Origin of the sequence: Bradyrhizobium valentinum, assembly GCF_001440405.1 — a bacterium.
GTDB classification, from domain to species: Bacteria; Pseudomonadota; Alphaproteobacteria; order Rhizobiales; family Xanthobacteraceae; genus Bradyrhizobium; species Bradyrhizobium valentinum.
On record NZ_LLXX01000161.1, the window covers coordinates 142,228 to 163,410 of the forward strand.

Annotated in this window: 20 protein-coding genes; 16 read left to right on the forward strand and 4 right to left on the reverse strand. The window is 63.2% G+C overall.

Annotation, left to right across the window (positions count from 1 at the left end; genetic code table 11):
* Positions 1-54: 54 nt before the first annotated feature.
* The gene (locus CP49_RS28895) at positions 55-855 is read right to left on the reverse strand and encodes an SDR family NAD(P)-dependent oxidoreductase (RefSeq protein WP_057853558.1); all 801 of its coding nucleotides are present in this window, start codon (positions 853-855) and stop codon (positions 55-57) included.
* Between the two features lie 197 nt (positions 856-1,052).
* Complete coding sequence (locus CP49_RS28900) at positions 1,053-2,111, reverse strand: polysaccharide deacetylase family protein (protein WP_057853520.1); 1,059 nt, start codon at positions 2,109-2,111, stop codon at positions 1,053-1,055.
* Positions 2,112-2,278: 167 nt separating this feature from the next.
* Between CP49_RS28900 and CP49_RS28905 the strand changes: the two genes are divergently transcribed.
* From CP49_RS28905 to phoB, 10 genes are all read left to right on the forward strand, one after another.
* Positions 2,279-3,673 (forward strand): OmpA family protein, encoded by a 1,395-nt coding sequence (locus CP49_RS28905; protein WP_057853521.1) that lies wholly within the window; start codon positions 2,279-2,281, stop codon positions 3,671-3,673.
* Positions 3,674-3,675: 2 nt separating this feature from the next.
* Positions 3,676-3,972, forward strand: coding sequence for a hypothetical protein (locus tag CP49_RS28910; protein WP_057853522.1), 297 nt, complete (start codon positions 3,676-3,678; stop codon positions 3,970-3,972).
* 278 nt (positions 3,973-4,250) lie between these two features.
* Positions 4,251-5,312 carry a lysylphosphatidylglycerol synthase domain-containing protein gene (locus CP49_RS28915; protein ID WP_057853523.1) on the forward strand — a complete coding sequence of 354 codons (1,062 nt, stop codon included), beginning with the start codon at positions 4,251-4,253 and terminating at the stop codon, positions 5,310-5,312.
* A gap of 44 nt (positions 5,313-5,356) precedes the next feature.
* Positions 5,357-6,658: an ATP-binding protein gene (locus CP49_RS28920; protein ID WP_057853524.1), complete on the forward strand. Its 1,302-nt coding sequence runs from the start codon at positions 5,357-5,359 to the stop codon at positions 6,656-6,658.
* Positions 6,659-6,799: 141 nt separating this feature from the next.
* Entirely contained in the window at positions 6,800-7,810 is a 1,011-nt protein-coding gene (gene pstS / locus CP49_RS28925) for a phosphate ABC transporter substrate-binding protein PstS (protein WP_057853559.1), read from the forward strand.
* A 149-nt stretch (positions 7,811-7,959) separates the two neighbouring features.
* Positions 7,960-8,958, forward strand: coding sequence for a phosphate ABC transporter permease subunit PstC (gene pstC, locus CP49_RS28930; protein ID WP_156438717.1), 999 nt, complete (start codon positions 7,960-7,962; stop codon positions 8,956-8,958).
* 1 nt (position 8,959) lies between these two features.
* Positions 8,960-9,805, forward strand: coding sequence for a phosphate ABC transporter permease PstA (pstA, locus tag CP49_RS28935; protein ID WP_057853526.1), 846 nt, complete (start codon positions 8,960-8,962; stop codon positions 9,803-9,805).
* Complete coding sequence (gene pstB, locus CP49_RS28940) at positions 9,802-10,623, forward strand: phosphate ABC transporter ATP-binding protein PstB (RefSeq protein ID WP_057853527.1); 822 nt, start codon at positions 9,802-9,804, stop codon at positions 10,621-10,623. The genes pstA and pstB overlap by 4 nt, the downstream gene beginning before the upstream one ends.
* A 110-nt stretch (positions 10,624-10,733) precedes the next feature.
* Positions 10,734-11,450 (forward strand): phosphate signaling complex protein PhoU, encoded by a 717-nt coding sequence (gene phoU / locus CP49_RS28945; protein ID WP_057853528.1) that lies wholly within the window; start codon positions 10,734-10,736, stop codon positions 11,448-11,450.
* A gap of 10 nt (positions 11,451-11,460) precedes the next feature.
* A complete protein-coding gene (gene phoB / locus CP49_RS28950) occupies positions 11,461-12,165 on the forward strand; it encodes a phosphate regulon transcriptional regulator PhoB (protein ID WP_057853529.1) in 705 nt (234 codons plus the stop codon).
* Positions 12,166-12,341: 176 nt separating this feature from the next.
* On the opposite strand, the gene CP49_RS28955 is transcribed toward phoB, so the two are convergent.
* A complete protein-coding gene (locus CP49_RS28955) occupies positions 12,342-12,854 on the reverse strand; it encodes a GcrA family cell cycle regulator (RefSeq protein ID WP_057853530.1) in 513 nt (170 codons plus the stop codon).
* A 505-nt stretch (positions 12,855-13,359) separates the two neighbouring features.
* Between CP49_RS28955 and CP49_RS28960 the strand changes: the two genes are divergently transcribed.
* From CP49_RS28960 to CP49_RS28970, 3 genes are all read left to right on the forward strand, one after another.
* Positions 13,360-14,568 carry an aspartate aminotransferase family protein gene (locus CP49_RS28960; protein WP_057853531.1) on the forward strand — a complete coding sequence of 403 codons (1,209 nt, stop codon included), beginning with the start codon at positions 13,360-13,362 and terminating at the stop codon, positions 14,566-14,568.
* A complete protein-coding gene (gene argF / locus CP49_RS28965) occupies positions 14,568-15,494 on the forward strand; it encodes an ornithine carbamoyltransferase (RefSeq protein ID WP_057853532.1) in 927 nt (308 codons plus the stop codon). Before CP49_RS28960 ends, argF begins: the two co-directional genes overlap by 1 nt.
* Before the next feature lie 203 nt (positions 15,495-15,697).
* Positions 15,698-16,699 (forward strand): Hsp33 family molecular chaperone, encoded by a 1,002-nt coding sequence (locus tag CP49_RS28970; protein ID WP_057853533.1) that lies wholly within the window; start codon positions 15,698-15,700, stop codon positions 16,697-16,699.
* Positions 16,700-17,396: 697 nt separating this feature from the next.
* On the opposite strand, the gene apaG is transcribed toward CP49_RS28970, so the two are convergent.
* On the reverse strand, positions 17,397-17,789 hold the full coding sequence (gene apaG, locus CP49_RS28975) for a Co2+/Mg2+ efflux protein ApaG (RefSeq protein ID WP_057853560.1): 393 nt from the start codon (positions 17,787-17,789) through the stop codon (positions 17,397-17,399).
* Between the two features lie 237 nt (positions 17,790-18,026).
* On the opposite strand from apaG, the gene CP49_RS28980 reads away from it, so the two are divergent.
* From CP49_RS28980 to CP49_RS28990, 3 genes are read left to right on the forward strand one after another with little or no spacing between them, the layout of a single operon-like run.
* A complete protein-coding gene (locus CP49_RS28980) occupies positions 18,027-19,265 on the forward strand; it encodes an OpgC domain-containing protein (RefSeq protein WP_057853534.1) in 1,239 nt (412 codons plus the stop codon).
* Positions 19,262-20,023: an SGNH/GDSL hydrolase family protein gene (locus CP49_RS28985; protein WP_156438723.1), complete on the forward strand. Its 762-nt coding sequence runs from the start codon at positions 19,262-19,264 to the stop codon at positions 20,021-20,023. Before CP49_RS28980 ends, CP49_RS28985 begins: the two co-directional genes overlap by 4 nt.
* A 13-nt stretch (positions 20,024-20,036) precedes the next feature.
* The gene (locus CP49_RS28990; protein WP_057853535.1) at positions 20,037-21,080 is read left to right on the forward strand and encodes an SGNH/GDSL hydrolase family protein; all 1,044 of its coding nucleotides are present in this window, start codon (positions 20,037-20,039) and stop codon (positions 21,078-21,080) included.
* Positions 21,081-21,183 lie beyond the last annotated feature (103 nt).

Consider the following 21,183-nt stretch of genomic DNA (forward strand, 5'->3'; position numbering starts at 1 on the left):
CACGCGGTATGGGTCCCGGCGTTCGCCGGGACGACGTGGCATCGCGGGCTGTGACTACCCAGCGATCTCAAGCCCCGCATTTGCGTAGACCACCCCGCCATCGACTGCGATGGTGTTGCCGACCACGTAATCACCGGCGCGCGAGGCGAGATAGATCGCGATCCCCGCCATGTCCTCGTCGGTTCCGATACGCCGCGCCGGAATACGCTTTGCGACTTCGTCCGAGTGGTCACGCGCGGCCCGGTTCATGTCCGACTTGAACGCGCCCGGCGCGATTGCGGTGACATGGATATTGTCCTTGACCAGCTTCGTCGCCATGCGCCGCGTCAGATGGATCACGGCAGCTTTGCTCGCGGCATAGGAATAGGTCTCGCTGGGGTTGACGAAGATGCCGTCGACGGACGCGATGTTGATGACCTTGGCAGGCCGTTCGTGCGAAGCCGCCGCGCGCAGCGGTTTCGCCAGTGCCTTGGTCAGGAAGAACAGCGACTTGACGTTGAGGTCCATGACCTTGTCCCAGCCGTTTTCGGGGAATTCGTCGAATTCCGCGCCCCATGCAGCGCCTGCATTGTTGACGAGGATGTCGAGCTTCGGCTCCAGCTTGATGATCTCCGCGGCAAGCTTGTCGCAGCCCGCGACGGTAGAGATGTCGATCGGCAGCGCGATGCATTCGCCGTCATAGGCGGCGGAGAGTTCCTGCGCGGTCGCTTCGCAGGGACCTGCCTTGCGCGCGGTGATGTAAACCTTTGCCGCGCCCTGCGCGAGAAAGCCGGCCGCGATCATCTTGCCGATGCCGCGTGATCCGCCCGTCACCAGCGCGACCCGGCCATTGAGCGAAAACAGATCCTTGAACATGCGTGCCTCCATTGCTTTGCCGCCGGTTTTGGGCGGGGCAGGGCGGCAAGTCAAGGACACCAGTTCGTCGTCCCTGCGAACGCAGGGACCCATACGCCGCGGCCTATCCGTTGAGCGATGGAGCCGCTACCTTCTGCAACAATCGAAGCCGGTGGGTATGGGTCCCTGCGTTCGCAGGGACGACGTATGGAGAGATTTCAGGCCGCGTCGATGCGGCGAAAACCGTTCCACATCGCGGTGGCGGCGCCGGAGGTCAGGACGGGGAGGATACGCGCGTCCTGGTAGTTGCCGTTCAGCGAAACACGCTGCAGCGCGGTCATGTGGTCGGCGCTTTCCGGGAAGATCATGCCCGGCCGCGTCGTGACCGCTGTCTTGAATCCTGCCGCTTTCGCCAGTTTGAATTCGCGCCGGCCCGCCGCGATCCGGTCGCCATAGGGATAGGCGAGATGAAGCACCGGCCGCTGCAACTTAGCTTCTATCCGTGCACGGCCGGTGGCCAGTTCGAACGAAGCGGTCTCTTCGCTCTGCCGCGCCAGATTGCAATGCGTGATCGTATGCGCGCCGATCGTCACCAGCGGATCGTCCGCGAACGCTTTCAATTCTTCCCAGGACATGCAGAGGTCGCGGGCGATTGGAGTCTCGTCCACGTCATATCGCGTGCATAGCGCGGAGATTTCGCGCTGCATGTCGTGTTCGGTCGGTAGTGCGCGCAGCCAGTCGTGCATGCGGTCGAACGCCGCCTGCTTGGCAGCCGGCGTCGATGCGTCGAAGCGGATCTTGACGCCGCCGATCGGGGCTTCGATCGAGGATGCCTTTGCGATCGCCTTCTCGAGGGCGACCCACCACAACCGGCCGGTGCCCTCGGCGAAATCACTCGTTACGTAAACCGTAAGGGGCGCGCCAAATTCACGCATCACGGGCAGGGCGTAGTCGCGATTGTCGCGATAGCCGTCATCGAGGGTGAAGCAGGCGAAGCGCCGCGCGAAATTGCGCTCCTGGAGTCGCTGATGCACCTCGTCCATGGTGACGATGTCGACGTCGAGCGCGCGAAGATGCGCCAGCATGGCGCGCAAGAACTCCGGCTCGACCTCGAGATGATGATTGGGCTGAAACTCGACGTCGCGTCGCGGTCGGACGTGGTGCAGCATGAAAATAGCGCCGACGCCTGCGAAGATTGGTCGCAGCAGGAAATGCGCGCCGGAGAAGTAAAGCGCCTCCAGTCCGACGCGGATGACGGTGTTGCGAAGCAGTTTCATCGAGATGCAGGGCTGCCCGGTTATTTACGGGGAGAAACTAGCGAAAGACCGCTGAAGAAACAGTTAGCCGGACCAATTTCAGAGCTCTTCGGCTCCTGCGACATTTCGGGTTTGACAGCCCGGCAAGGGTTTGTTTTCTCTCCGATCCGGACCCCGCGGGAACTCGAATGCACGGACTTTTCAGGTGGAGTAGCAAATGGTGGCCGGGCGTCATTCCTTTGGTCATCTTTTGGGCTATCGCGGCCTGGACGAGCACTGAGCCGCTGGAGATCGACCTGGCGCAGCGTTCGGCCGCCGCCCTCAAGGATACCATCCTCGACAAAAGGCGAATCTCGGTCGCAGGCCGCGACGTGACACTTGCGGCGGATGCATTCTCGGAAGACGGCAGGCAGAGTGCCGTGGCGTCGGTTGCGGCGGTACCGGGCGTGCGGCTGGTTGATGATCAAACCCGGCTCGTTCCGGAAGCCAAGCCGTTTGTCTGGTCGGCCGAGCGTGACGTCCTACGGGTGACGCTATCGGGCAGTTCGCCCCTGCCGGCGAGCAGGGGCCGGCTGATGGACGCGGCCCGGGCCAATCTCGGCGGCGTCGAAGTGGTCGACCGGATGAATCTGTCGCGCGGCGCGCCGCCGCGTTTCGACAACGCCGTGCTGCTGCTGCTCGACCTGGTCGGCAAGCTGAAGGACGGCAAGATCACGCTGTCGGACACCAAGGTCAGCCTGTCCGGCATGGCGCGCGAGCTCGGCGGCCGGGAAGCCATCGTCGCCGCGCTGAAAAATCTGCCCGAGGGCTTTTCGGTCGCGGCCAACGAGGTCAAGGCGCCGCCTTACATCTTCCAGGCCTACAAGGATCCCGTCGCGCTGACGCTGACGCTGACCGGCAACGTGCCGGACAGCAACGTCCACGCCGCGCTGGTGGCTGCGGCGGGACGCAAGTTCTTCAGCGAAAAGGTCGTTGATAACCTCAAGGCGAGCGTAGGCGCGCCCGCGGGCTTCGCCAACGCGGCGGTATCAGCGCTCGGCGCGCTGTCGCGCCTGTCGACCGGTACGCTCGTCGTCTCCGACCGGGAGGTGAAGCTGTCCGGCGATGCGCTCTATGAAGCCGCCGCCAGTGAGATTCGCGGCGGCCTCGGCAAGGACTTTCCGCAGGGCTGGCAATTCAAGCCGGAAATCTCGGTCAAGCCGGCCGCGGCGCCTGTGGATGCGACCGTCTGCCAGCAATTATTCGCGGAGTTGCTCGGCAAGGCCCGGATCCGCTTCGAAACCGGCAAGGCCAATATTGTTGCGGATTCTGCCGGCCTGCTCGACCGTTTGATCGAAACCGCGTTGCGCTGTCCGACCGCCAATATCGAGATATCAGGTCATACCGATACCGACGGCGACGAGGCGGCCAACCAGGGTCTGTCCGAGCAGCGTGCGCAGGCGGTCGCCGATTATCTGGTCAAGGCGGGATTGCCGGCCAACCGCTTCAGCGCGGTCGGCTATGGCTCGACGCAGCCGATTGCGGGGAACGAGACCGACCAGGGCAAGGCGCAGAACCGCCGCATCGATTTCGTGGTGAAGTGAGCATGGCCTATCTGACCACATTCTACTGGGGGTGGCTCCTGGCGTCGGGGCTGGTCGGCTTCGCCATGGGCTGGATATCCGTGGTTCAGCACGGCAACGGCGTCTCGCGAAAACTGCGATGGTGGCTTTCGGCCTTGGTTGCGGCGCTGGTTGGCGCCGCGCTTGCGCGTGTCGTGCCCGGCCGTTTCGGCTACTGGCTCGATCTCGGCCTGATCATGTTCGCGCTCTATCTCTTTGGCTGTGCGGTCGGATCGTGGCTGCGCGGCTGGGTGGTTTCGCGCAGCGCGCCGCCGGCCTGACTGCGCCATGAGCCCGCCAGTTGCACCGCCGTCATTGTCACGCGTTATTGACCAGCCCCGGCTATGGTCGCGAATCGCCCTCGGGAGGCGGGATTGCTGCAAAACCGTACTTCTACCGTCCCCAACTGGCGCCTAATATGTTGAAGAAGCGCGTTTTATTGTCGTCAGGCGAATTCCACTCCGGCTCAAAACGCGCTAGCAGAGGGGTAGGGGAGCAGCGTAGCATCGGCGGGGTTCGCGCCATTGCCATCGTCGCAGCAGCGCAATTCGAGGTGTAGATGCTGGAAGCAATACGCAGGGCGATCTCGTTTCTGCGCCAGAAGCAGGTCCTGCACAAGCTCGGCGTTTTGATCAGCATCACGGTCATCGCCGTTGCGTGCTACGTGCTCTATCACATGCTCCGCGGCATCGACGCCAATGAGGTGATCGACGCCATCAAGCGCACCGAGCCGCGCCAGATCGCGCTTGCGGCGCTGTTCGTGGCGGCGGGCTATTTCACGCTGACCTTCTATGACTGGTTCGCGGTGCGCGCGATCGGCCGCGGCCACATCCCCTACCGCGTCAACGCGCTTGCCGCTTTTACCTCCTACTCGATCGGGCATAATGTCGGCGCCAGCGTGTTCACCGGCGGCGCGGTGCGCTACCGGATCTATTCGGCCTGGGGGTTGAACGCGATCGACGTCGCCAAGATCTGCTTCCTGGCCGGGCTGACCTTCTGGCTCGGCAATGCCGCCGTGCTGGGACTGGGCATCGCCTATCACCCGGAAGCCGCCGCTTCGATCGATCAGTTGCCGGTCTGGCTCAACCGCCTCGCGGCGTTCGGCATCATCATCGCGCTGATCGGATATGTGTTCTGGGTTTGGGTCCAGCCGCGCAGCGTCGGCCGCGGGCCGTGGACGGTTACGCTGCCGGGCGGGCCGCTGACGCTGCTGCAGATCGCGATCGGCATCGTCGATCTCGGCTTCTGTGCTCTGGCGATGTATGTGCTGGTGCCGGACGAGCCCAATCTGGGCTTTGTCGTCGTCGCGGTGATCTTCGTCTCGGCCACGCTACTGGGGTTTGCCAGCCACTCGCCGGGCGGGCTCGGCGTGTTCGATGCCGCCATGCTGGTCGGCCTCTGGCAGCTGGACCGGGAGGAACTGCTCGCCGGCATGCTGCTGTTCCGCGTCCTCTATTATATTGGTCCTTTTGTCATATCTGTAATCTTGCTGACGCTTCGGGAGATTATCCTCGGCGCGCGATCGAAGCGCCTGCGCCAGTTGGCGTCCGGCGCCGGCGCCGAGCCGACGAGGCATGAAGCCGCCGTCTATGTGCGCGAACGTGGAGACACGGGCGCCTGATGGTGCGGCGGATGCCTCATCAATAGAGGAAGAAGGCCCGCGCAATGGCAATAGACAATTCCACCACTTCCTCCATCTTTGCACCGTGGCCGGACCGGTTGCGGCATTCGGCCATCATCCTGCTGGCCGCCGGCCTCGCGCTGTGCGCGCTCGTGCTGCTCGCCGATCTCTCGCCGGCGCGCGCTGTGGCGGTTTTCATCTGTATCGCAGCCGCTGCGCTGGTGCCCTGGCGGCTGCACGATGCCGGCAGTTCCCGCGAGGATGTTCGCGCCGTCAGTCCGGTCGAGGCGGCAGCCGTCAGCGCGGTCGTTGCCGGCATGCCGGATCCGGCGGTGCTGCTCGACCGCGCCGGGCGTGTCATTCATCTCAATGCGGCGGCGGCCCAGCTCGCGCCGGCGCTGCGCAAGAACGAACTCGCACAGTTCGCGCTGCGCTCGCCCGAGATCATCACCGCGCTTCGCGAGGCGATCGCGACCAGCGAACCGCGCCGGGCGCTCTATCTCGACCAGGTGCCGGTCGACCGCTGGATGGAACTGATCATCACGCCGGTCCCGGTGCCGACGCTGTTCGGCGGCACCGAAAAATGCATGCTGATGACTTTCCACGACCAGACGCCGCTGCGGCGGGTCGAGGAAATGCGCGCCGATTTCGTCGCTAACGCCAGCCATGAGCTGCGGACGCCGCTGGCGGCGTTGTCGGGCTTCATCGACACGCTGCAGGGCCCTGCCAAGGACGACGCCAAGGCGCGCGAACGCTTTCTGTCGATCATGCATACCCAGGCGACGCGAATGGCGCGGCTGATCGACGATCTGCTGTCGCTGTCGCGGGTCGAGTTGTCGGCCCATGTCCGGCCCGACGCCTGCGTCGATATCGTGCCGATCATTCGCCAGGTCGCCGACGGGCTGGAGCCGCTGGCCCGGGAACGCCAGGTCGAAATCGAGATCGATCTGCCCACTGCGCCGGTGACGATCGCGGGCGATCGCGAGGAGCTGCTGCGGCTGTTCGAAAACCTGATCGAGAACGCGCTCAAATACGGCGCGTCCGGCGGGCGGGTCATCGTCACCCTGATCCAGGCCACATCTGGCGAGGGCGCCCCGGAAGTCCGTATCATGGTCCGGGATTTCGGCCCCGGCATCGCGCCGGAACATCTGCCGCGGCTGACCGAACGCTTCTATCGGGTCGATGTCGGCGACAGCCGGGCGCAGGGTGGAACCGGGCTGGGTTTATCGCTGGTGAAACATATTCTTAACCGTCATCGCGGCCGGCTTTTGATCGAAAGCGTGCCCAAAAATGGGGCCACCTTTACTGCCTGTTTTCCCCAGGCCAAGGCCCCGTCAGCGCACTAAAGTCAAGCGATTTCAATTGCTTGTTACTGTCATCCAACTGTCATCTAACCTTCGTAAAAGCTCTATCGACCGCGCCTAAACGGGCGGGCGTGAGCGCGATCGGGCGTAACAGACGCTTCGCTCACACAGATGGAGACGACCATGAATTTCATGAAAGCTATCGTCGCTGCAGGCCTCGTTGCCGCATCGACGTCGGCCTTCGCTGCCGACATTACCGGCGCAGGCGCGACCTTCCCGTTCCCGCTCTATTCGAAGTGGGCTGACGCCTACAAGAAGGAGACCGGCAACGGCCTGAACTATCAGTCGATCGGTTCCGGCGCCGGCATCAAGCAGATCGTGGCCAAGACCGTGACCTTCGGCGCCAGCGACATGCCGCTCAAGCCCGAGCAGCTTGAAAAGGACGGCATGATTCAGTGGCCGCAAGCGATGGGCGCGCTGGTGCCCGTCGTGAACCTCGAAGGCATCAAGCCGGGTGAGCTGGTGTTCTCCGGCGAGTTGCTCGGCGACATCTATCTCGGCAAGATCAAGAAGTGGGACGATCCTGCGATTGCCAAGCTCAATCCGAAGCTGAAGTTGCCCAGCGACGCCATCACCGTGGTGCGCCGCTCCGACGGCTCCGGTACGACATTCCTCTGGACGGACTATCTCTCGAAGACCAACGCCGAGTGGAAGGCCAAGGCAGGTTCCGGCACCACGGTCGAGTGGCCGACGGGCGTTGGCGCCAAGGGTAACGAAGGCGTCGCCGGCAATGTCAGCCAGACCAAGAACTCGATCGGCTACGTCGAATACGCCTATGCCAAGCAGAACAAGCTGACCTACGGCGCGATGGTCAACAAGGCCGGCAAGACCGTGCAGCCGACCATTTCGGCATTCCAGGCCGCGGCTGGCAATGCCGACTGGGCCAGCGCCAAGAACTACTTCGTCATTCTGACCGACCAGGCCGGCGAGGCGTCGTGGCCGATCACCGGCGCGACCTTCATCCTGATGCACAAGGATGCAACCGACAAGGCGGCGTCCCAGGAAGCCATCAAGTTCTTCAAATGGGCGTTTGAGAAGGGCGACAAGATGGCCGAAGAGCTCGACTACATCCCGATGCCGGACTCGGTGGTCAAGCAGATCGAAAAGACCTGGGCCTCCGAGATCAAGAGCTGATCGGTCCAGCGCTTCGCAACACGATTGCTCAACCCGGAATGCCCGGGTTGAGCACCCCTCTCGGGACAAGAGAGGCAAGAACAATGCGCGAGCCGAAAAAGCCGTGCACCGAAGTCCGGGTCGTTGGACTATAAGTACAGGGGATTGGCGTGGCAGAAATGGCGGTTGAACGCGACGTGATGGACGCTGCCGGACCTTACGATCGCGCAAAGGCTCTCAGCGCGTTCAAGCTCGGCGACGTCACCTTCTACTGGATTACGCGCGCCTGCGCGATCTCGGTTCTGCTCATCCTCGGCGGCATCATCATTTCGCTTATTATCGGCGCCTGGCCGGCGATCCGGGAATACGGCGCGGGCTTCCTGTGGACGCAGCGCTGGGCGCCGTCTGCCGACCCGCCAGTGCTCGGCGCGCTCGGTCCGGTCTACGGCACGTTGGTCACGTCCTTTATTGCGATGATGATCGCCATTCCGATCGGCCTCGGCATCGCGATATTCCTGACCGAGATTTGCCCGATCTGGCTGCGCCGTCCCATCGGGTTGGCCATCGAGCTGCTTGCCGGCATTCCCTCCATCATCTACGGCATGTGGGGCTTCTTCGTGCTGGGCCCGTTTCTGGCCGACTCGTTCCAGCCATTCATGATCAAAGTGTTCGACGGCGTTCCCGTGCTGGGGACGATTTTCGCCGGCCCGCCCTCGTATCTCAGCCTGTTCAATGCGTCATTGATTTTGGCGATCATGGTGCTGCCGTTCATCACCGCGATCTCGGTGGACGTCTTCAAGACGGTGCCACCGGTATTGAAGGAAGCGGCCTATGGCGTCGGCTGCACCACGTGGGAAGTCGTTCGCAACGTGGTGATCCCCTACACCCGCGTCGGCGTGATCGGCGGCATCATGCTGGCGCTCGGCCGTGCGCTGGGCGAGACCATGGCGGTCACCTTCATCATTGGCAATTCGTTCAAGATCCAGTCCTCGATCTTCGCGCCGGGCACCACGATCTCGGCGGCGATCGCTTCCGAATTCGCCGAGAGCGACGGGCTGCATCAGTCCGGCCTGATCCTGCTCGGCCTGCTCCTGTTCATTCTGACGTTCTTCGTTCTTGCTGCCGCGCGGCTGATGCTGATGCGTTTGGAAAAGAAGGCGGGGAACTGACATGAACCCGATTTACGTCTCCCGCCGCCGCAAGAATATCATCATCAAGTTCCTGTGCCTGGGCGCCGCGGCGTTCGGCGTGACCTGGCTCGCGCTGATCCTGTTCACGCTGTTCTATAACGGCCTCGCCGGACTCAACCTCGCCGTCTTCACCCAGGATACGCCGCCGCCCGGTTCGACCGATGGCGGCCTGCGCAACGCCATCATCGGCTCGATCATGATGACCGTGATCGGGGTCGGTATCGGTGCGCCGCTCGGCCTGTTCGCCGGAACCTATCTGGCCGAATACGGCAAGCACGACAGGCTCACCTCGGTGATCCGCTTCATCAACGACATTCTGCTCTCCGCGCCTTCGATCATCATCGGCCTGTTCATCTACGGCGCGATCGTGGTGCCGATGGGCGGCTTCTCGGCCTTTGCCGGCTGTCTGGCGCTCGCCGTGATCGTGATCCCCGTGGTGGTCCGCACCACCGAGGACATGCTGGGGCTGGTGCCCAATCCGCTGCGCGAGGCGGCGTCCGCGCTCGGCCTGCCGCGCTCGCTGGTGATCCGCCGGATCGCCTATCGCGCCGCGCGCGCCGGCCTTATCACCGGCGTCCTGCTGGCGACCGCCCGCGTCGCCGGCGAAACCGCGCCGCTGCTGTTCACCGCGCTGTCCAACCAGTTCTTTAGCCTCGACCTGACCAGGACGATGGCGAACCTGCCGGTCACCATCAACAACTTCGTGCAGAGCCCCTATGTCTACTGGAAGCAGCTCGCCTGGAGCGGGGCCCTGCTGATCACGCTTACCGTACTTGCCCTGAATATTGGCGCGCGCATTCTTGGCGCCGAGAGGACATCCAAATGACCGAACTCTCCGTATCCGTGAGTAACGCGAACGGCCCCGTTCCGCAGGTGGCGCTGCCGGAGGCTGCGCCGAAGGTGACTGCCCGCGGCCTGAACTTTTACTATGGCGAGCACCACGCGCTGAAGAACATCAACCTGACGCTCGGCACCCACCGCGTCACCGCCTTCATCGGCCCGTCGGGCTGCGGCAAGTCCACGCTGCTGCGCATCTTCAACCGGATGTACGACCTCTATCCCGGCCAGAAGGCGACCGGTCAGTTGATGCTCGACCAGACCAACATTCTCGACCCCAAGCTCGATCTCAATCTGCTGCGGGCCCGCGTCGGCATGGTGTTCCAGAAGCCGACGCCGTTTCCGATGACGATCTACGAAAACATCGCCTTCGGCATTCGCCTCTATGAAAAGATCTCGAAGTCCGAGATGGACGGCCGGGTGGAGAAGGCGCTGCGCGGCGGCGCGCTGTGGAACGAGGTCAAGGACAAGCTGAACGCCTCCGGCCTGTCGCTGTCCGGCGGCCAGCAGCAGCGGCTCTGCATCGCGCGGACGGTGGCGGTGCGGCCCGAAGTGATCCTGTTCGACGAGCCTTGTTCCGCGCTGGACCCGATCTCGACCGCCAAGATCGAGGAGCTGATCCAGGAGCTGGCGGAGGATTACACCATCGCCATCGTCACCCATAACATGCAGCAGGCGGCGCGCGTCTCGGACAAGACCGCCTTCATGTATCTCGGTGAGCTGATCGAGTTCGACGACACCAACAAGATTTTCACCTCGCCCGGCGATCGACGCACCCAGGACTACATCACCGGGCGGTTTGGCTAGCATGATCCGGAAAAGTGGGAACCGGTTTTCCGAAGAGATCATGCTCAAACGAGAAAATGAAATCATGATCCGATTCAATCCAATCGGATCATGATTTAAGGAGATAACAGATGGCATCCGAGCACACCGCCAAGGCGTTCGACAGCGACCTTCAGGAACTGACCCGTCTGGTCGCCGAGATGGGCGGCATGGTCGAACGCATGATCACCGAATCCGTCGACGCGCTGGTCCGCCGCGACATCCCACTCGGCAAGCGGGTCGTTGCGACCGACGTCGAGATCGACCGCCTGCAGCATCTGATCGAGGAGCGCGCGGTGCTGACCATCGCACGGCGTCAGCCGATGGCGATCGATTTGCGCGAGATCGTCGGCGCCATGCGCGTCGCCACCGATCTGGAGCGGATCGGCGACCTCGCCAAGAACATGGGCAAGCGGGTCTCGGCGCTGGAGAACGATTTCCAGCCCTTGAAGCTGATGCGCGGCCTGGAGCACATGACCGATCTGGTGCAGTCGCAGGTCAAGTCGGTGCTGGACGCCTATGCGGCGCACGATCTGCCGGCGGCGATGGCGGTGTGGAAGGGCGACGAGGAAGTCGACGCCATCTGCACCTCGCTGTTCCGCGAACTCCTGACCTATATGATGGAAGATCCGCGCAACATCTCGTTCTGTATCCACCTGATGTTCTGCGCCAAGAATATCGAGCGGATCGGCGATCACGCCACCAACATCGCCGAAACCGTGTTCTACATGATCGAAGGCCAGCAAATTCTTGACCAGCGCCCGAAGGGCGACATGACGACGTTTGCTACCACCGTACCTAATACTTGAGGAAAGCAGAATGAGCGCGCGCATTATGGTGGTCGAGGACGAGGAAGCGCTGACCACGCTGTTGCGCTACAACCTCGACGCCGAAGGTTATGATGTCGAAACCGTCGCCCGCGGCGACGATGCGGATACGCGGCTGAAGGAGCGGGTGCCCGATCTTGTGGTGCTCGACTGGATGCTGCCGGGCCTGTCTGGCATTGAACTGTGCCGCCGGCTCCGCGCCCGACCCGAGACCAAGCAATTACCGATCATCATGCTGACGGCGCGCGGCGAGGAGAGCGAGCGCGTGCGCGGGCTTGCGACCGGCGCCGACGACTACATCGTCAAGCCGTTCTCGGTGCCGGAACTGCTGGCGCGGGTGAAGGGCCTGTTGCGGCGGGCGAGCCCCGAGCGGCTCGCCACCGTGCTCACTTATGGCGACATCGAGCTCGATCGCGAGAAACGCCGCGTCGCGCGTTCGGGCCGCCAGATCGATCTCGGCCCGACCGAATACCGGTTGTTGGAATTTTTCCTGGAGCATCCCGGCCGCGTCTTCAGCCGCGAGCAGTTGCTCGACAGCGTCTGGGGCCGCGACATCTATATCGACGAACGCACCGTCGACGTTCACATCGGCCGCCTGCGCAAACTGCTCAACCCCGGCCGCGAGCAGGACCCGATCCGTACCGTCCGCGGCGCGGGATATGCGCTGGATGATCGCTTTGCGAAGGTGGAGCCGTAACGCTCTGCTGTTGTCTCAGCAAACTCAGCCGTCGTCTCCGCGAATGCGGGGACCCATAACCACAAATCCTGATTGTTGAAAAAGCTGGAGCTCCAGCTCAGCATAACCACATGCACCTGTGGTTATGGGTCCCTGCGTTTCGCAGGGACGACGTCGTTGAGATAATCCCCGCGCCCTTACCGCGTCTGCTTCGGCTGCTGCCTCCGCCGGTCGGCGGCGGGCTGGTAGGCGATGCGCGAATGGTGGGCACAGTAGGGCAGTCCGGTGAGCGCCTTGCCGCCGCAGAAGAAGAATTCCGGGCTCGAGGGATCGCCGACCGGCCAGTGGCAGGTGGCTTCGTTCAGCTCCAGCAGCGACAGCCGCTGGCTCATCGGCACCACATTGTCGAAGGCGATCGGATCAGGCTCCATCTCGACCTCGAAGGCGTGCGCGAGCGCGGTGTTGCCGCGCGACACCGGCCGCGACACCCGCATCATCTGCTGGGCGGCGGGACGCGCCTTGCGCTGCCGCGGGGCCGCCGAGGAGGGGCTCTTGGCACGGCCGGACAGGCCCAACCGGTGCACTTTGCCGATCACTGCGTTTCGCGTCACATTTCCAAGTTCCGCGGCGATCTGGCTCGCCGATAATCCGGCTTCCCAGAGCTTCTTAAGCTGCTCGACGCGATCGTCGGACCAGGTCAATACCGTCATCGTATTCTTCCCTTCGCGTCGCGCCGGCCAACGTGGGGCAGCGCCCGCGATGTCACTCGTCTCAAAAATCCCTGCGGTCAGAATCCCTTAGCCCTCGCCGGGCGCGCTAACCGCGCCCGAACGTTTACGCATGCACAAAAAGGACTCTAGGGATCAGAACTGCCGCACGAGATGTCGTACCCGACAGCCCAAACGCTACAATATGGCGTGACTCGGGCGCAAGAGTCCGGGCCAGAACGTCCACATGTTCTGACATCTAGGCATTTAACTGCGTGTTTTCCACCACACCGCAATCTTACGGATTTTGGGCATCTTGCACCGCAGGAAAGGCCTTCCGTGGCGTGTTGACAGCGCTCCCGGCCCACATAGAATGCCTCTCACGTGCCGCCCTTAAGAGGCGGCACGTTTCGTTTTCGCAAGACCGGCTGTTGCCGCCTTCGCGCCAATGCACGCGTGTGCTCCGCGGCAGGTCTCAAAAGCAGGTCTCAAACCTTCAGTGATTGCCATGACCAATAGCGCCACGTCGCATCTGCTCCCCGTCTTCGCCAGGGTCGATCTCGGCTTCGAACGCGGCGAAGGCGCGTGGCTGGTCGCAACCAATGGCGAGCGCTATCTCGACTTCACTTCGGGCGTCGCGGTGAACGCGCTGGGCCATTGCCATCCGTACCTGGTGGCGGCGCTGCAGGAGCAGGCGACCAAGCTCTGGCACATGTCGAACCTGTTCAAGAGCCCGGACGGCGAGAAGCTCGCCGCGCGGCTCTGCGAGCAGAGCTTTGCCGACCTCGTATTCTTCTGCAATTCCGGCGCGGAGGCAATGGAAGGCGTGATCAAGGTCGTGCGCCGCTATCATGCGTCGAAGGGGCATCCGGAGCGCTACCGCCTCGTCACCTTCGAGGGTGCGTTCCACGGCCGCACGCTGGCGACATTGGCCGCCACCGGCTCCGCCAAATATCTCGAAGGCTTTGGGCCGCCGATGGACGGCTTCGACCAGGTGCCGCACGGCGATCTCGAAGCGGTGAAAAAGGCGATCGGTCCGCACACCGCGGGCATCCTGATCGAGCCGGTACAGGGCGAGGGCGGCGTGCGCTCGGCGCCGCAGGCCTTCTTCAAGGCATTGCGACAGCTCTGCGACGAGCATGGCCTCTTGCTCGCATTCGACGAGGTGCAGACCGGCATGGGCCGCACCGGCGATCTCTTCGCGTACAAGCGCGCCGGCGTGACGCCGGATGTGATGTCGCTGGCCAAAGCGCTGGGCGGCGGCTTTCCGATCGGCGCGGTACTGGCGACCGCCGAAGCCGCCTCCGGCATGACGCCCGGCTCGCACGGCTCGACCTTCGGCGGCAATCCGCTGGCGATCGCTGCGGCCAATGCCGTGCTCGATGTGATGCTGAAGCCCGGCTTCTTCGACCATGTGCAGAAGATGTCGCTGCTCCTGAAACAGAAACTGGCCTCCGTCGTCGATCGCTATCCGGCCGTGCTCTCGGAAGTGCGCGGCGAGGGGCTCCTCGTCGGCGTCAAGGCCGTAGTGCCCTCAGGCGATCTCGTCAACGCGCTGCGCGACCAGAAGCTGCTGACGGTGGGCGCCGGCGACAATGTGGTGCGCTTCCTGGCGCCGTTGATCGTGACCGAGACCGAGATCGACGAGTCCGTTCAGATGCTCGAACGCGCCTGCGTTGCGCTGTCGGGCGCGCCGTTGAAGAAGGCGACCGGATGATGAGCAAGTCCGTCCGTCATTTCCTCGACATCAGCGAACTGCCGCTGAGCGAATTGCGCAACATGCTGGCCGCCAGTACCGCCATGAAGGCGAAGCTGAAGGCGCACGAAAAGGTCACGAAGCCGCTCGAAGGCAAGACGCTGGCGATGATCTTCGAGCGCCCGTCGACCCGCACGCGGGTGTCGTTCGACGTCGGCATGCGCCAGCTTGGCGGCGAATCCATTATGCTGACGGGCGCGGAGATGCAGCTCGGCCGCGGCGAGACCATCGCCGACACCGCGCGCGTGCTGTCGCGCTATGTCGATGCGATCATGATCCGCATCCTCAATCACGACGCGCTGCTGGAATTGGCCGCGCACGCCACCGTGCCCGTGATCAACGGGCTGACGCGGCGCTCGCATCCCTGCCAGGTGATGGCCGATTTGATGACCTTCGAGGAGCATCGCGGGCCGATCGAGGGCCGCACCGTGGCCTGGACCGGCGACGACAACAATGTGTTGGCGTCCTGGGCGCATGCGGCCGAGCGTTTCAAGTTCAAGCTCAATGTCGCGACCCCGCCGCAGCTTGCGCCGAACAAGGCGATGAAGGACTGGATCAAGGCAACGCAAGCCCCGATCGTGCTCGGCAACGATCCCGAGGCCGCGGTCCGCGGTGCCGATTGCGTTGTCACCGACACCTGGGTGTCGATGGGCGACAAGGACGGCGAACATCGCCACAACGTGCTGAAGCCCTATCAGGTCAACGAAAAACTGATGTCGCTGGCGAACAAGGATGCGATCTTCATGCACTGCCTGCCCGCGCACCGCGGCGAAGAGGTCACCGACGAGGTGATCGACGGTCCGCAATCGGTCGTGTTCGACGAGGCCGAAAACCGCCTGCATGCGCAAAAAGGCATTCTGGCCTGGTGTTTCAACGAAGTGGCGTAGGTCTCTCCGTCGTCCCTGCGAAAGCAAGGACCCATACGCCGCGGCCCCGATAATTGAAGGCAGTAGTTGACGCCTTGCCTTACTCACAACGCCCTGTGGTTATGGGTCTCTGCGTTCGTGTTCGCAGAGACGACGCGTGGAGATGGTTTCGGCGGCTCGTCAACCCCTTTCGTTTTGCATGTTCCGACCCCAGATAAGGCGCCATGGATTCACAATCAGACGTCAAAATCACGATCGAGGCGCCCATTCGCGCGCCGTCGTCCGTTCCCGTCGATGATGCGGTGCTGCCGTTCGAGGTCGCAGCGCTCGATCTGCGCGGACGGCTGACCCGGCTCGGCCCCGCGCTCGACGATATCCTGACCAAGCACGATTATCCGACGCCGGTCGGCAAGCTGCTCGGCGAAGCGATCGTGCTGGCGACGCTGCTCGGCTCGGCGCTGAAGTTCGAGGGTCGCTTCATCCTGCAGACGCAGACCGATGGGCCGGTGTCGTTCCTGATCGTGGATTTCCAGTCGCCGGACCGCCTGCGCGCCTATGCGCGATATGATGCGAGGCGGCTGAAGGACGGCCAGGATTCAGGCGCGCTGCTCGGCAAGGGTCATCTTGCGATGACCATCGACCAGGGCCAGGACATGAGCCGCTATCAGGGCCTGGTGGCGCTCGACGGCGGCAGCCTGGAAGACGCCGCCCATGAATATTTCCTGCGCTCCGAGCAGATCCCGACCCGCGTGCGGCTCGCGGTCGGCGAGGAATGGCGCGGCGGCGACGGCGGAAAACATCGCTGGCGCGCCGGCGGCATGCTGCTGCAGTTCTTGCCGAAGGCGCCGGAGCGCGCGCGGCAGGCCGACCTGCATCCCGGCGATGCGCCGGAAGGCGCGGTAACGCATTCGGTTGCGGAAGATGATGCCTGGGTCGAGGGCCAGTCGCTGATCGGCACTGTCGAGGATGTCGAGCTGATCGATCCCGATCTGTCGGGCGAGCGCCTGCTGTACCGGCTGTTTCACGAGCGCGGCGTGCGCGTGTTCACGCCGCTGCCCCTGCGCGCGCAATGCTCCTGCTCGCGCGAGGCGGTGTCGGCCATGCTGAAAAGCTTCGCGCCGAAGGACCGTGCCGAAATGGTCAAGGACGACAAGGTGGTGGTGACCTGCGAGTTCTGCTCCTCGGTGTATGAGTTCACGCCGCAGGAAGCGGGCGTGGAAGAGTAGCGGTTTGTGGAAGAGTAGCGGTTTATTGCGCACGCTGTCGCCGCACGGACGGTGCGCTCCCTCCCTCATTGCGGGAGAGGGCTGGGGAGAGGGGTAAGCCACAAGCACCGCCGTTGCGGCCACCCCTCTCCCTAACCCACGAGCGAGCTTCGCTCGTCTCGGACCCCGCAAGGGGAGAGGGAACGTACTTCCCGAATGGCGAAACGATTCGGCTGCTTCCCGTGACTGCTAGTTCGCACGATAGGCACGCTGCCCTTTACCCACCCCGTAACCCTGTATGCTCGTGTGCAGTTTTGTTTGCGCAAATCGCACGCGAGACCGTGGGTGCAGCAAGCACCCGGTCTTCCCTGCGCCCTCTGACAAAGAGGGCGGGAAGTTCTCCAGCAAACCTCGGGCATTCATGTCGCGAGATCGCGAAGCCATGCCCGCTTGTCGTCACCCGCGAAGGCGGGTGACCCAGTATCGCAGAGACGTCCAATGTTTGAACCGATAGGCCGCAGCGTACTGGATCCCCGCCTGCGCGGGGATGACGATGGTGGATGTGTCGCTATCTCCAGCGTCATTGCGAGCGTAGCGAAGCAATCCACCTCTCCGCTTGCGGCACAATGGATTGCTTCGCTTCGCTCGCAATGACGCGGATGGGCCGCTGCGTACTGGATGACCGCCCTTCGCGGGCGACGGGAAGCGCGCGATGCCCCTAGTTCAACACTCGCTTGTTATCCGGGCTATCCAGCGAGAACGTCGGCACGTCGATCTCGAACCGCTCGCCGCTTTCGCTGACCATCTGGTAGCGGCCGGTCATGAAGCCGGACGCGGTCGGCAGCGGCACGCCGCTCGTGTATTCGAAGCGCTCGCCCGGCGCGAGCACGGGCTGCTCGCCGACCACGCCTTCGCCGCGGACTTCCTGCTTGCGGCCGGTGGCGTCGGTGATGATCCAGTGCCGGGTGCGGAGCTGCACGGTCTCTGCGCCGGTATTGGTGATGACGATAGTGTAAGACCAGAAATACTGCCCGCGATCGACCGACGAGCGCTCGGGGAGGAAGTTCGGTTCGACGGTGACTTCGATCTGACGGGTAACGGCGCGGTACATGCGGGCAAGCTTCCGGAAATCCTGTTCCGCATCATAGCCAAGAATGCCGGGGGAACCAATCGCCACGCCGCCGGGTTTGCCGCTTGTTTGATCGCGGTTTCAACACAGTTCCAATCTAGAGCGCAACCGCGCGCAGTCCGGCCCGTACCTTCAGTTGACGTATCTTGTGCGCAAGTTGCGGGCCGATATTATCTTTTCCGGACAGTGCACGCGTAAGACTTGAACGAACGGTGCCAGATGTCATCCATTGCCGATCCAGTTGCCGGAACGTCTCGCAGCGATGCCAAGGCGGCGGCTGCCGCGCCGGCGATTGCGCTGCCGGTGGCTGGCGAGCGCGAATTGCGGCTCGACCTGTTTCGCGGGATGGCGCTGTGGCTGATCTTCATCGACCATCTGCCGGCCAACATCCTGACCTGGTTCACGATCCGCAATTACGGATTTTCCGACGCCACCGAAATCTTCATCTTCATCTCCGGATACACCGCCGCCTTCGTCTACGGCCGCGCGATGCTCGAAGCCGGCTTCGTGGTGGCCACTGCGCGCATCATGCGGCGGGTCTGGCAGATCTACGTCGCGCATGTGTTCCTGTTCACGATCTTCCTGGCGGAAATTTCCTACGTCGCGACCCGTTTCGAGAATCCGCTCTACAGCGAAGAAATGGGCATCATGGATTTTCTCAAGCAGCCTGACGTCACCATCGTCCAGGCGCTGCTCCTGAGATTCCGGCCCGTCAACATGGACGTGCTGCCGCTCTACATCGTGCTGATGCTGTTTCTGCCTGTTATCCTGTGGCTGATGAAGTGGCGGGCCGACGTTGCGCTGGCGCTGTCGGTGCTGCTGTACGCGCTGACCTGGCACTTCGACTGGTATCTGACGGCCTATCCGAGCGGCTTCTGGATCTTCAACCCGTTCTGCTGGCAACTGCTGTTCGTGTTCGGTGCCTGGTGTGCGCTGGGCGGCGCGGCGCGCATGTCCCGCATCCTGTCGTCGCCGGTGACGATGTGGATTTGCATTGCCTATCTCTTGGCCGCCTTCTTCGTCACGCTGACCTGGCACATTCCGCAGCTCAGCTTCCTGATGCCGAAGCGGATCGAACAGTGGATGTATCCGATCACCAAGACGGATCTGGACGTGCTGCGCTTTGCCCATTTCCTGGCGCTGGCGGCGCTCACCGTGCGCTTCCTGCCCAAGGATTGGTCGGGCCTGAAATCGCCGTGGCTGCGACCATTGATCCTGTGTGGCCAGCATTCGCTTGAGATATTCTGTCTCGGCATCTTCCTTGCCTTTGCAGGGCACTTCGTGCTGGCCGAAGTTGGCGGGGGTGCTCTCACGCACGCCTTGGTCAGCCTTGCCGGAATCCTCATCATGTGGGGCGTGGCGTGGGTGATTTCGTGGTACAAGCATTCGGCCGACAAAGGAGCGTCGAAAACGAAAATCGCTGGTGGCAACGCCGACATGGCGGGAGGAAGCGCATGAGGCCCGGCGCTGGAGCTGTGCTGGTTCTGACCCTGTTTGCCGGTCTTGCAGCCGCCGGTTTTGCGCGCGCCCAGGATGCCGCCCCTCAGACCTGCGAAGTCCCAAGCCATCTCCTCTCCACCGAGAGCACGCTTCCGAAGGTGGCCGAGGCCGTCAAGAACGCCCGGCCGCTGACCGTCCTGGTGGTGGGGAGCCGGTCATCGACCATCCTTTCCTCCGAAAACAGCGCCTATCCGGCCAAGCTGCAGGCGGCCCTGAAGGAGAAGCTGCCCTCGACCCCGATCAACCTCTCCGTAGAACTGCAGACCGGCAAGTCGGCCGAGGAGGTGGACGCCAACCTCGTTAAGCTGGTGGAAGCAAAAAGGCCTACTTTGGTCATCTGGCAGACGGGAACCGTCGATGCTATGCGATCCGTCGATCCCGACGATTTTCGCGGTGCCGTCGAAGAGGGAGTTGCTGCGCTGCAAAATGCGGGATCCGATGTGGTTCTGGTCAATCTGCAATACAGCCCGCGAACGGAAACGATGATTTCTGCGCCGCCATACCTAGATAATATGCGCGTGGTGGCGCAGCAGCATAATGTTCCGCTGTTCGACCGGTTTGCCATCATGCGTCATTGGAACGACGCCGGAGATTTCGACCTGTTCAGTACCTTTCACGGCACCGACATGGCCAAACGGGTTCATGCTTGCCTCGGCCGCGCGCTGTCGAAATTTGTGCTCGATGCGGCCCGCCTCGATCAGGCGCAGCAGAATTAGGGAACCAGCGTTAATGAGTCGTCACTGCCCTTTTCGTTTGTCGACATTGCTGACTGTCTCCGCCGCGGCCCTGGCGCTGTTGACGCCTGCCTCGGTGCTTCCGCTGCGTGCCCAGACGACCCCGCAGCAGACCGCCCAGCAGGCGGCGCTGTCCGATAACGCCAAGACTGATAACAAGACTGACAACAAGCCCGAACAGAAGCCTGCTGCTGAAAGCACTCCGCCGCAGACAGCGCCGACAGCCGCGGCGAATCCGACTGCGCAGAAGGGCATCACCGGCAAGGCGATCGACAAGGTAAAGGACGTCGCTAAATCGGCCGGCGACATCTTCAGCCGCGTACCCTGCCTGCCGCCGAAGGGCGCCGCCAAGTCGATGGGGTCGCTGCCGCGCGTCGCAAACAAGCTCGTCGCGGGTCAGCCGGTGGTGATTGTCGCGTTCGGATCGTCATCGACTGCCGGCTACGGCGCGACCTCGCCTGAATTCAACTATCCCAACCGGCTTGCCGCGCAGTTGCGCCGGCAATATCCGACGGCCGACATCTCCGTCATCAACGCGGGCAAGGGCGGCGAGGACGCGCCGGAAATGATGAAGCGGTTGCAGACCGCCGTCATCGATATGCGTCCCGATCTGGTGATCTGGCAGGTCGGAACCAATGCCGTGCTGCGCAACCTCGATCCGGGTGAGACTGCAAAACTCGTCGAGGAAGGCATCGCGCGCATTCAGGCTGTTGGAGCCGACGTCGTGCTGATCGATCCGCAATATTCGCCGCGGGTCAACGAGCACGCGGAAAGCGCCGGCAAGATGATGAAGCTGCTGAACAAGACCGCCGAGCTTCGTAAGGTCGGCGTCTTCCCGCGCTTTGCTGTGATGAAGGACTGGCACGAGCGGCAGGCGATCCCGATCGAGAACTTCGTGATCGCCGACGGCCTGCACATGAGCGACTGGGGCTACGCCTGCTTCGCGCAACTGCTCGGCGACGACATCATCAAGTCGGTCGGCCAGATCAAGCTCGGCGTCAACGTGCCGTCGGATGTGCGGGCGTACCGGCCGATGTGAGCCGGGCACAATCTACGCTGTCGTCCTACGCTGTCGTCCCTGCGAAAGCACTAGTTGATTCGCACATCTTTGAGGGTCTCCCACGCCGATGCCACGCCCAAGA

Bases quoted from the DNA above. Each gene is read 5' to 3' on its own strand.
- CP49_RS28895 (WP_057853558.1), bottom strand. From the start codon at position 855: ATGTTCAAGGATCTGTTTTCGCTCAATGGCCGGGTCGCGCTGGTGACG.
- CP49_RS28900 (WP_057853520.1), bottom strand. From the start codon at position 2,111: ATGAAACTGCTTCGCAACACCGTCATCCGCGTCGGACTGGAGGCGCTT.
- CP49_RS28905 (WP_057853521.1), top strand. From the start codon at position 2,279: ATGCACGGACTTTTCAGGTGGAGTAGCAAATGGTGGCCGGGCGTCATT.
- CP49_RS28910 (WP_057853522.1), top strand. From the start codon at position 3,676: ATGGCCTATCTGACCACATTCTACTGGGGGTGGCTCCTGGCGTCGGGG.
- CP49_RS28915 (WP_057853523.1), top strand. From the start codon at position 4,251: ATGCTGGAAGCAATACGCAGGGCGATCTCGTTTCTGCGCCAGAAGCAG.
- CP49_RS28920 (WP_057853524.1), top strand. From the start codon at position 5,357: ATGGCAATAGACAATTCCACCACTTCCTCCATCTTTGCACCGTGGCCG.
- pstS (WP_057853559.1), top strand. From the start codon at position 6,800: ATGAATTTCATGAAAGCTATCGTCGCTGCAGGCCTCGTTGCCGCATCG.
- pstA (WP_057853526.1), top strand. From the start codon at position 8,960: ATGAACCCGATTTACGTCTCCCGCCGCCGCAAGAATATCATCATCAAG.
- pstB (WP_057853527.1), top strand. From the start codon at position 9,802: ATGACCGAACTCTCCGTATCCGTGAGTAACGCGAACGGCCCCGTTCCG.
- phoU (WP_057853528.1), top strand. From the start codon at position 10,734: ATGGCATCCGAGCACACCGCCAAGGCGTTCGACAGCGACCTTCAGGAA.
- phoB (WP_057853529.1), top strand. From the start codon at position 11,461: ATGAGCGCGCGCATTATGGTGGTCGAGGACGAGGAAGCGCTGACCACG.
- CP49_RS28955 (WP_057853530.1), bottom strand. From the start codon at position 12,854: ATGACGGTATTGACCTGGTCCGACGATCGCGTCGAGCAGCTTAAGAAG.
- CP49_RS28960 (WP_057853531.1), top strand. From the start codon at position 13,360: ATGACCAATAGCGCCACGTCGCATCTGCTCCCCGTCTTCGCCAGGGTC.
- argF (WP_057853532.1), top strand. From the start codon at position 14,568: ATGAGCAAGTCCGTCCGTCATTTCCTCGACATCAGCGAACTGCCGCTG.
- CP49_RS28970 (WP_057853533.1), top strand. From the start codon at position 15,698: ATGGATTCACAATCAGACGTCAAAATCACGATCGAGGCGCCCATTCGC.
- apaG (WP_057853560.1), bottom strand. From the start codon at position 17,789: ATGTACCGCGCCGTTACCCGTCAGATCGAAGTCACCGTCGAACCGAAC.
- CP49_RS28980 (WP_057853534.1), top strand. From the start codon at position 18,027: ATGTCATCCATTGCCGATCCAGTTGCCGGAACGTCTCGCAGCGATGCC.
- CP49_RS28985 (WP_156438723.1), top strand. From the start codon at position 19,262: ATGAGGCCCGGCGCTGGAGCTGTGCTGGTTCTGACCCTGTTTGCCGGT.
- CP49_RS28990 (WP_057853535.1), top strand. From the start codon at position 20,037: ATGAGTCGTCACTGCCCTTTTCGTTTGTCGACATTGCTGACTGTCTCC.